This window comes from Mycobacterium sp. TH-M106, assembly GCF_057473765.1.
This window is the reverse complement of the sequence record NZ_JBYCLE010000510.1, coordinates 1-6596: the sequence shown is the minus strand read 5'-3', so window position 1 is coordinate 6596 and position 6596 is coordinate 1. Positions and strand designations below refer to the sequence as shown.

The window sequence follows — 6596 nt, the reverse complement described above, 5'->3', positions numbered from 1 at the left end:
ACCTGGCCGGCATCGCCGGTCTGATCATCGGCATCGGCACCACCGCCGACTCGTTTGTGGTGTTCTTCGAACGCATCAAAGACGAGATCCGCGAAGGTCGTTCGTTCCGGTCGTCGGTGCCCCGCGGTTGGGCGCGGGCCCGCAAGACGATCATCTCCGGCAACGCCGTCACCTTCCTGGCCGCCGCGGTGTTGTACGTCTTGGCGGTGGGCCAGGTGAAGGGGTTCGCGTTCACGCTGGGCCTGACCACCCTCCTGGACCTGGTGGTGGTGTTCCTAGTGACCTGGCCGTTGGTGTACCTGGCCTCCAAGTCGCCGACGATGGCCAAGCCCGCCTATAACGGCCTCGGAGCGGTGCAGCAGGTCGCCCGTGAACGGCGGGCCGCCCACCTGGCGGCCGCTTCGACGGGACGGGGATAGCGAGATGGCTGCCGAATCCGACACCAAACGCGGCGGCGTTGACGAGAAGGCCACCGGTGACACCGCGGTGCCGCAGCACAGCTTCCTCTCCCGGCTCTACACCGGTACCGGCGCGTTCGAGGTGATCGGTCATCGCCGGCTGTGGTACGCGGTCAGCGGGGTGATCGTCGCGATTGGCATCGCCAGCATCGCGGTCCGCGGCTTCACTTTCGGGATCGACTTCGCCGGCGGCACCAAGGTGTCCTTCCCGCGCGGTGACACCAGCGTCAGCCAGGTCGAGGAGGTGTTCCGCAAGAGCCTCGGCATCGACCCGGAGTCGGTGGTGATCGTCGGCGGCGGGTCCTCGGCGACGGTGCAGATCCGCGCCGAGACGTTGTCCAACGAACAGACGGAGCAGCTGCGGGACGCGCTGTTCGATGCGTTTCACCCAGAAGGCTCCGACGGCCAGCCCAGCAAGCAGGCGATCAGCGACTCCGCGGTGTCGGAGACCTGGGGCGCACAGATCACCAGGAAGGCTCTGATCGCGCTGGTGGTGTTCCTGGTGCTGGCCGCGCTCTACATCACCTTGCACTACGACCGGTTCATGACCGCCGCCGCGATGGCCGCGATGATCTTCGACGTGGTCGTCACCGCCGGCGTCTATTCGCTGGTCGGCTTCGAGGTCACCCCGGCCACCGTGATCGGCCTGCTGACCATCCTGGGTTTCTCCATCTATGACACTGTCATCGTGTTCGACAAGGTCGAGGAGAACACCCACGGCTTCCAGCACACCACCCGGCGCACCTACGCCGAACAGGCCAACCTGGCCATCAACCAGACCTTCATGCGCTCCATCAACACCAGCCTGATCTCGGTGCTGCCGGTGGCGGCGCTGATGGTGGTGGCGGTGTGGCTGCTGGGCGTCGGTACGCTCAAAGACCTGGCGCTGGTGCAGCTGGTCGGGATCATCGTCGGCACTTATTCGTCGATCTTTTTCGCCACGCCGCTGCTGGTCAGCATGCGCGAGCGCACCGAGCTGGTCCGTAACCACACCCGACGCGTGCTCCGTCGGCGCAACGCGGTGCTGGGCGCACCGGCCGACGCGGACGCCCTCCATAGTCCTGAAGACGCCGCTGCTGTTGTCACCGACCAGACGGCGAGCAAGAAACGGACGGCGCGGGCGGCGCCGAGCAAGCCCGCGCCGGGTGCCCGGCCGGTGCGGCCGACCAGCCGCCACGCCCAGGGTCCGACCGGCAAGCGAAGCACCGGGCGGTAACCCGATGGCGGCCTACTACCGCCACGCCCGGGTGCTGCTGGCGGCGATCGTCACGGCGGCCTGGGTGGGGCTGCTGCCGGCGTGCTCGGCGGGTGCCGTCGACCACCTCGACTACGCCGTCGACGGGCCGTTGACCACGTACAACACCACCACAGTCGCCGGCGCGGCGTCGGCGGGCGCCCAGGCGTTTGCTCGCACCCTGACCGGCTTCGGCTACCACGGGCCGGACGGGCAGGTGGTGGCCGATCACGACTTCGGCAGCATCTCGGTGGTGAGCCGGGCGCCGCTGGTGCTGGACTACCAGATCGCCGACGAGGCAATCTACTCCGACGGCGAGCCGGTCACCTGCGACGATCTGGTGCTGGCCTGGGCGGCTCAATCCGGGCGGTTCCCCGGGTTCGACGCCGCCAGCCGGGCCGGCTACGTCGATATCGCCGGCATCGACTGCAAGCACGGCGAGAAAAAGGCCCGGGTGTCGTTCGCCCATGACCGCAACCTCGTCGACTACCCGCAACTGTTCGCAGCGACCTCGATGATGCCGTCGCATGTGCTCGCGCACCAGCTCGGCCTGACCATAGCTGACATCACCGATGCGCTGCTCACCGAGTACGCGCCGGTGGTGGAGAAAGTCGTGCAGCTGTGGAACACCACCTGGCAGCTCAAGCCCGACCTGAAACCCGACACGATCGTCGCGCAGTTCCCGTCGTCGGGACCCTACAAGATCGAGTCGGTGCTCGACAGCGGCGCCGTGGTGCTGGTGGCGAACGACCGCTGGTGGGGGGCGAAGGCGAACACCAAACGAATCACGGTGTGGCCGCAGGGCACCGATGTCCAGGAGCGGCTCAACAAGCGGACGGTCGACGTGGTCGACGTGGCGACTGGGTCAGCAGGGCCGCTGACCACCCCGGACGACTACCAGAGCGCCGACTCGCCGTCGGACGGCATCGAACAGATGATCTTCGCCCCGCAAGGGCCACTCTCCGAGACTCCGGCGCGCCGGGCGGTAGCCCTGTGCACCCCCCGCGACACGATCGCAGCGGACGCCGGCGCGCCGATCGCCAACATGCGGCTCAACACGGCCGGTAACGCCGTGTTCGACCAGGCCGAGAGCGCTCCCGACCCCCAGGCCGCTCAGTTCGTCCACGCCGACCCCGACGCCGCCCGCGACACACTGGCCGGCAACCCGCTGACGGTGCGGATCGGCTACCGCGCACCCAACCCGCGGCTGGCCGCGGTCATCGGTGCTATCGCCACGTCCTGTGCCCCCGCCGGAATCGCCGTCACCGAGGTCGCTTCGGCGGACACCGGGCCGCAATCGTTGCGCGACGGTCGGATCGACGTGCTGCTAGCGAGCATCGGCGGGGCCACCGGCAGCGGATCGACCGGATCGTCGGCGATAGACTCCTACGACCTGCACAGCGGCAACGGCAACAACCTCTCCGGGTACAGCAACGGCCAGATCGACGGCATCATCGAGGCGCTGGCGACCACAGCCGACCCCGCTGAGCTGGTTCGGCTGCTGACCGAGGCCACCCCGGTGCTGTGGGCCGACATGCCGACCCTGCCGCTCTACCGCCAGCAGCGCACCCTGATGACCGCGAAGAAAACCTACGCCGTTGGCCCGAATCCGACCTGCTGGGGCGCAGGCTGGAACATGGACCGCTGGGTGCTGCAGCAGTGAATCCCGACCGTCCGGATGTCGCCGAGCTGATCGCGTCGCTGACCCGGGAGGTGCCCGGATTTCCTACCCCGGGTGTCACGTTCGAGGACCTGACGCCGTTGTTCGCCGACGCCGCCGGGCTGGCTGCGGTCACCGGCGCGCTGGCGCAGATCGCCGCCCGCGTAGACGTGGTGGCCGGAATCGACGCCCGGGGCTTCTTGCTGGCCGGTGCCGTCGCCGACCGGCTCGGCGTCGGCGCGCTGGCCCTCCGCAAGCGCGGCAAGCTGCCGCCACCGGTGCGCTCCGAGAACTATCGGCTGGAATATGGCACCGCCGCGCTGGAGATTCCCGCCGAAGCGATCGAGCTGGCGGGTCGCCGCATCGTCATCATCGACGACGTGCTGGCCACCGGCGGCACCCTGGCCGCCGCGCAGCGTCTGCTGGAACGCGGCGGTGCGACGGTGACCGCGGCGGCGGTGGTGCTGGAGCTGGCTGCTCTGGGTGGGCGCGCAGCGGTGGCACCGCTGCCGGTGCACAGCCTGCGCAGCATCTGAGCGATATCCTCGTGGTCGGAGGTGAACTCGGAGGTGAGTGAAGTGGCCGACGACCAGCGCTCCGCGCAGGCTACCCAGCCGCAGGCGATCGACGTTCCGGCGCCCCGGGAACCTCAGGCACCCACGGACCCGCCGGCCGGGTCGGCTGCGGAGACGCTGGAGACGCTGGAGACGCTGAAGACACCCACCAGCGCCTCGCGGCGGGTGCGGGCCCGGATCGCCCGGCGCATGACCGCGCAGCGCAGTGCGCTCAGCGCGGCGCTGGAGCCGCTGGTGGCGGTGCACCGGAAGATCTACCCCAAGGCGAACCTGACACTGTTGCAGCGCGCCTACGACATCGCCGTGCAGCGGCACGCCGACCAGCTGCGCCACTCCGGCGATCCCTACATCACCCATCCGCTGGCGGTCGCCACCATCCTGGCCGAGCTGGGTATGGACACCACCACGCTGGTGGCCGCGCTGCTGCACGACACCGTCGAGGACACCGGCTATCCGCTGGCGGCGCTGACGGAGGAGTTCGGAGACGAAGTCGGCCACCTGGTCGACGGGGTAACCAAGCTGGACCGGGTGGTGCTGGGCGGCGCCGCGGAAGCCGAAACGATCCGCAAGATGATCATCGCGATGGCCCGCGACCCGCGGGTGTTGGTGATCAAGGTCGCCGACCGGCTGCACAACATGCGCACCATCCGTTTCCTGCCGCCGGAGAAGCAGGCCAGAAAAGCCCGCGAGACGCTGGAAGTCATTGCACCACTTGCGCATCGGCTTGGCATGGCCACCGTCAAATGGGAGTTGGAGGATCTGTCGTTCGCGATCCTGCACCCGAAGCGCTACGACGAGATCGCGCGGCTGGTGGCCGACCGCGCGCCGTCGCGGGACACCTATCTGGCCACGGTACGCGCCGAGATCGTCGGCACGCTGGCCAAGTCGAAGATCAACGCGACGGTGGAAGGCCGGCCGAAACACTACTGGTCGATCTACCAGAAGATGATCGTGCGGGGCCGCGACTTCGACGACATCTACGACCTGGTCGGGGTGCGGATCCTCTGCGAGGCGATCCGGGACTGTTACGCGGCCGTTGGCGTGGTGCACTCGCTGTGGCAGCCGATGGCCGGCCGGTTCAAGGACTACATCGCCCAGCCGCGCTACGGGGTCTACCAGTCGCTGCACACCACCGTCATCGGGCCGGAGGGCAAGCCGCTGGAGATCCAGATCCGCACCCACGACATGCACCGCACCGCCGAATACGGCATCGCCGCGCACTGGCGGTACAAGGAAGCCAAGGGCCGCAACGGTGTTCCGCATCCCAATGCCGCCGCCGAGATCGACGACATGGCCTGGATGCGCCAACTGCTGGACTGGCAGCGAGAGGCCGCCGACCCGGGCGAGTTCTTGGAGTCGCTGCGCTATGACCTGGCCGTCAAAGAGATTTTCGTCTTCACCCCGAAGGGGGATGTGATCACCCTGCCCACCGGATCCACCCCGGTGGACTTCGCCTACGCGGTGCACACCGAGGTCGGGCACCGCTGCATCGGCGCCCGGGTCAACGGCCGGCTGGTGGCGCTGGAACGCCAGCTGGAAAACGGGGAAGTGGTCGAGGTTTTCACCTCCAAAGCCCAGAACGCCGGGCCGTCGCGGGACTGGCAGCAGTTCGTGGTGTCGCCGCGGGCCAAGACCAAGATCCGGCAGTGGTTCGCCAAGGAGCGCCGCGAAGAGGCGCTGGAAACCGGTAAGGACGCCATCGCCCGCGAGGTGCGCCGGATCGGACTGCCGTTGCAGCGGCTGGTCACCGGCGGCTCGACGGCCGCGCTCGCCGCCGAGCTGCACTACGCCGACGTGTCGGCACTGTATACCGCCGTCGGCGAGGGCCATCTGTCGGCACGTCACGTGGTGCAGCGGCTGGTGGCCCTGCTGGGCGGTGAAGACCAGGCCGAGGAGGATCTGGCCGAGCGGATCACGCCGCTGACCACTCCACGGCGCAAGCGCAGCATCGACGATGTCGGAGTGGCGGTGCCCGGCGCTCCCGGAGTGCTGACCAAGCTGGCCAAATGCTGCACCCCGGTGCCCGGGGACGCGATCATGGGCTTCGTCACCCGCGCCGGCGGCGTCAGTGTGCACCGCACCGACTGCACCAACGCCGCGTCGCTGCGCCGGCAGGCCGAGCGGATCATCGATGTCAGATGGGCACCGTCGCCGTCGTCGGTGTTTCTGGTGGCGATCCAGGTGGAGGCGCTGGACCGGCACCGGCTGCTGTCCGATGTGACCAAGGTGCTCGCCGACGAGAAGGTCAACATCCTGTCGGCGTCGGTCACCACGTCGGGCGATCGGGTGGCGATCAGCCGGTTCACCTTCGAGATGGGTGACCCCAAACACCTGGGGCACCTGCTCAACGTGGTCCGCAACGTCGAAGGTGTCTACGACGTGTACCGCATCACGTCCGCGGCCTGACCACCGCGGGCGGGCCGCTAGTCCACCCGCACCGATGTGATAGTGACCTTGGTGGCCGGCGGCCCGTCGTCACCGCCGCCTTCGACGCCGGCCTTGGCAATCTTCTCCAGCGTCGCCAGCCCGTCGTCCTGGATCTTACCGAACACCGTGTACGCCGGGGGCAGCCTGGAATCTTGGTACACCAGGAAGAACTGGCTGCCGTTGGTGTTCGGCCCGGAGTTGGCCATCGCCAGCGTGCCGCGCGGGTAGACCACGGGTTCGGC

The 6596-nt window shown here is 68.6% G+C and carries 6 protein-coding genes; 5 read left to right on the top strand and 1 reads right to left on the bottom strand.

Annotation, left to right across the window (positions count from 1 at the left end; genetic code table 11):
* The 5 genes from AC2VOP_RS17850 to AC2VOP_RS17830 form a co-directional block, all read left to right on the top strand.
* On the top strand, window positions 1-419 hold a 419-nt coding region (locus AC2VOP_RS17850), incomplete at its 5' end, for an MMPL family transporter (protein WP_486962200.1).
* Between the two features lie 4 nt (window positions 420-423).
* Window positions 424-1674, top strand: a complete 1251-nt coding sequence (gene secF / locus AC2VOP_RS17845) for a protein translocase subunit SecF (protein WP_486962199.1) — start codon at window positions 424-426, stop codon at window positions 1672-1674.
* A 4-nt stretch (window positions 1675-1678) separates the two neighbouring features.
* Window positions 1679-3355: an ABC transporter substrate-binding protein gene (locus tag AC2VOP_RS17840; RefSeq protein WP_486962198.1), complete on the top strand. Its 1677-nt coding sequence runs from the start codon at window positions 1679-1681 to the stop codon at window positions 3353-3355.
* Window positions 3352-3888, top strand: a complete 537-nt coding sequence (locus AC2VOP_RS17835) for an adenine phosphoribosyltransferase (protein WP_486962197.1) — start codon at window positions 3352-3354, stop codon at window positions 3886-3888. The genes AC2VOP_RS17840 and AC2VOP_RS17835 overlap by 4 nt, the downstream gene beginning before the upstream one ends.
* Before the next feature lie 42 nt (window positions 3889-3930).
* Window positions 3931-6333 carry a RelA/SpoT family protein gene (locus AC2VOP_RS17830; protein WP_486962201.1) on the top strand — a complete coding sequence of 801 codons (2403 nt, stop codon included), beginning with the start codon at window positions 3931-3933 and terminating at the stop codon, window positions 6331-6333.
* Between the two features lie 17 nt (window positions 6334-6350).
* On the opposite strand, the gene AC2VOP_RS17825 is transcribed toward AC2VOP_RS17830, so the two are convergent.
* Window positions 6351-6596, bottom strand: a 246-nt coding sequence (locus AC2VOP_RS17825; RefSeq protein ID WP_486962196.1) for a peptidylprolyl isomerase, incomplete at its 5' end; no start/stop codon positions are given.

Coding starts and splice junctions, on each gene's coding strand:
- AC2VOP_RS17840 (WP_486962198.1), top strand. CDS start 1,679: ATGGCGGCCTACTACCGCCACGCCCGGGTGCTGCTGGCGGCGATCGTC.
- secF (WP_486962199.1), top strand. CDS start 424: ATGGCTGCCGAATCCGACACCAAACGCGGCGGCGTTGACGAGAAGGCC.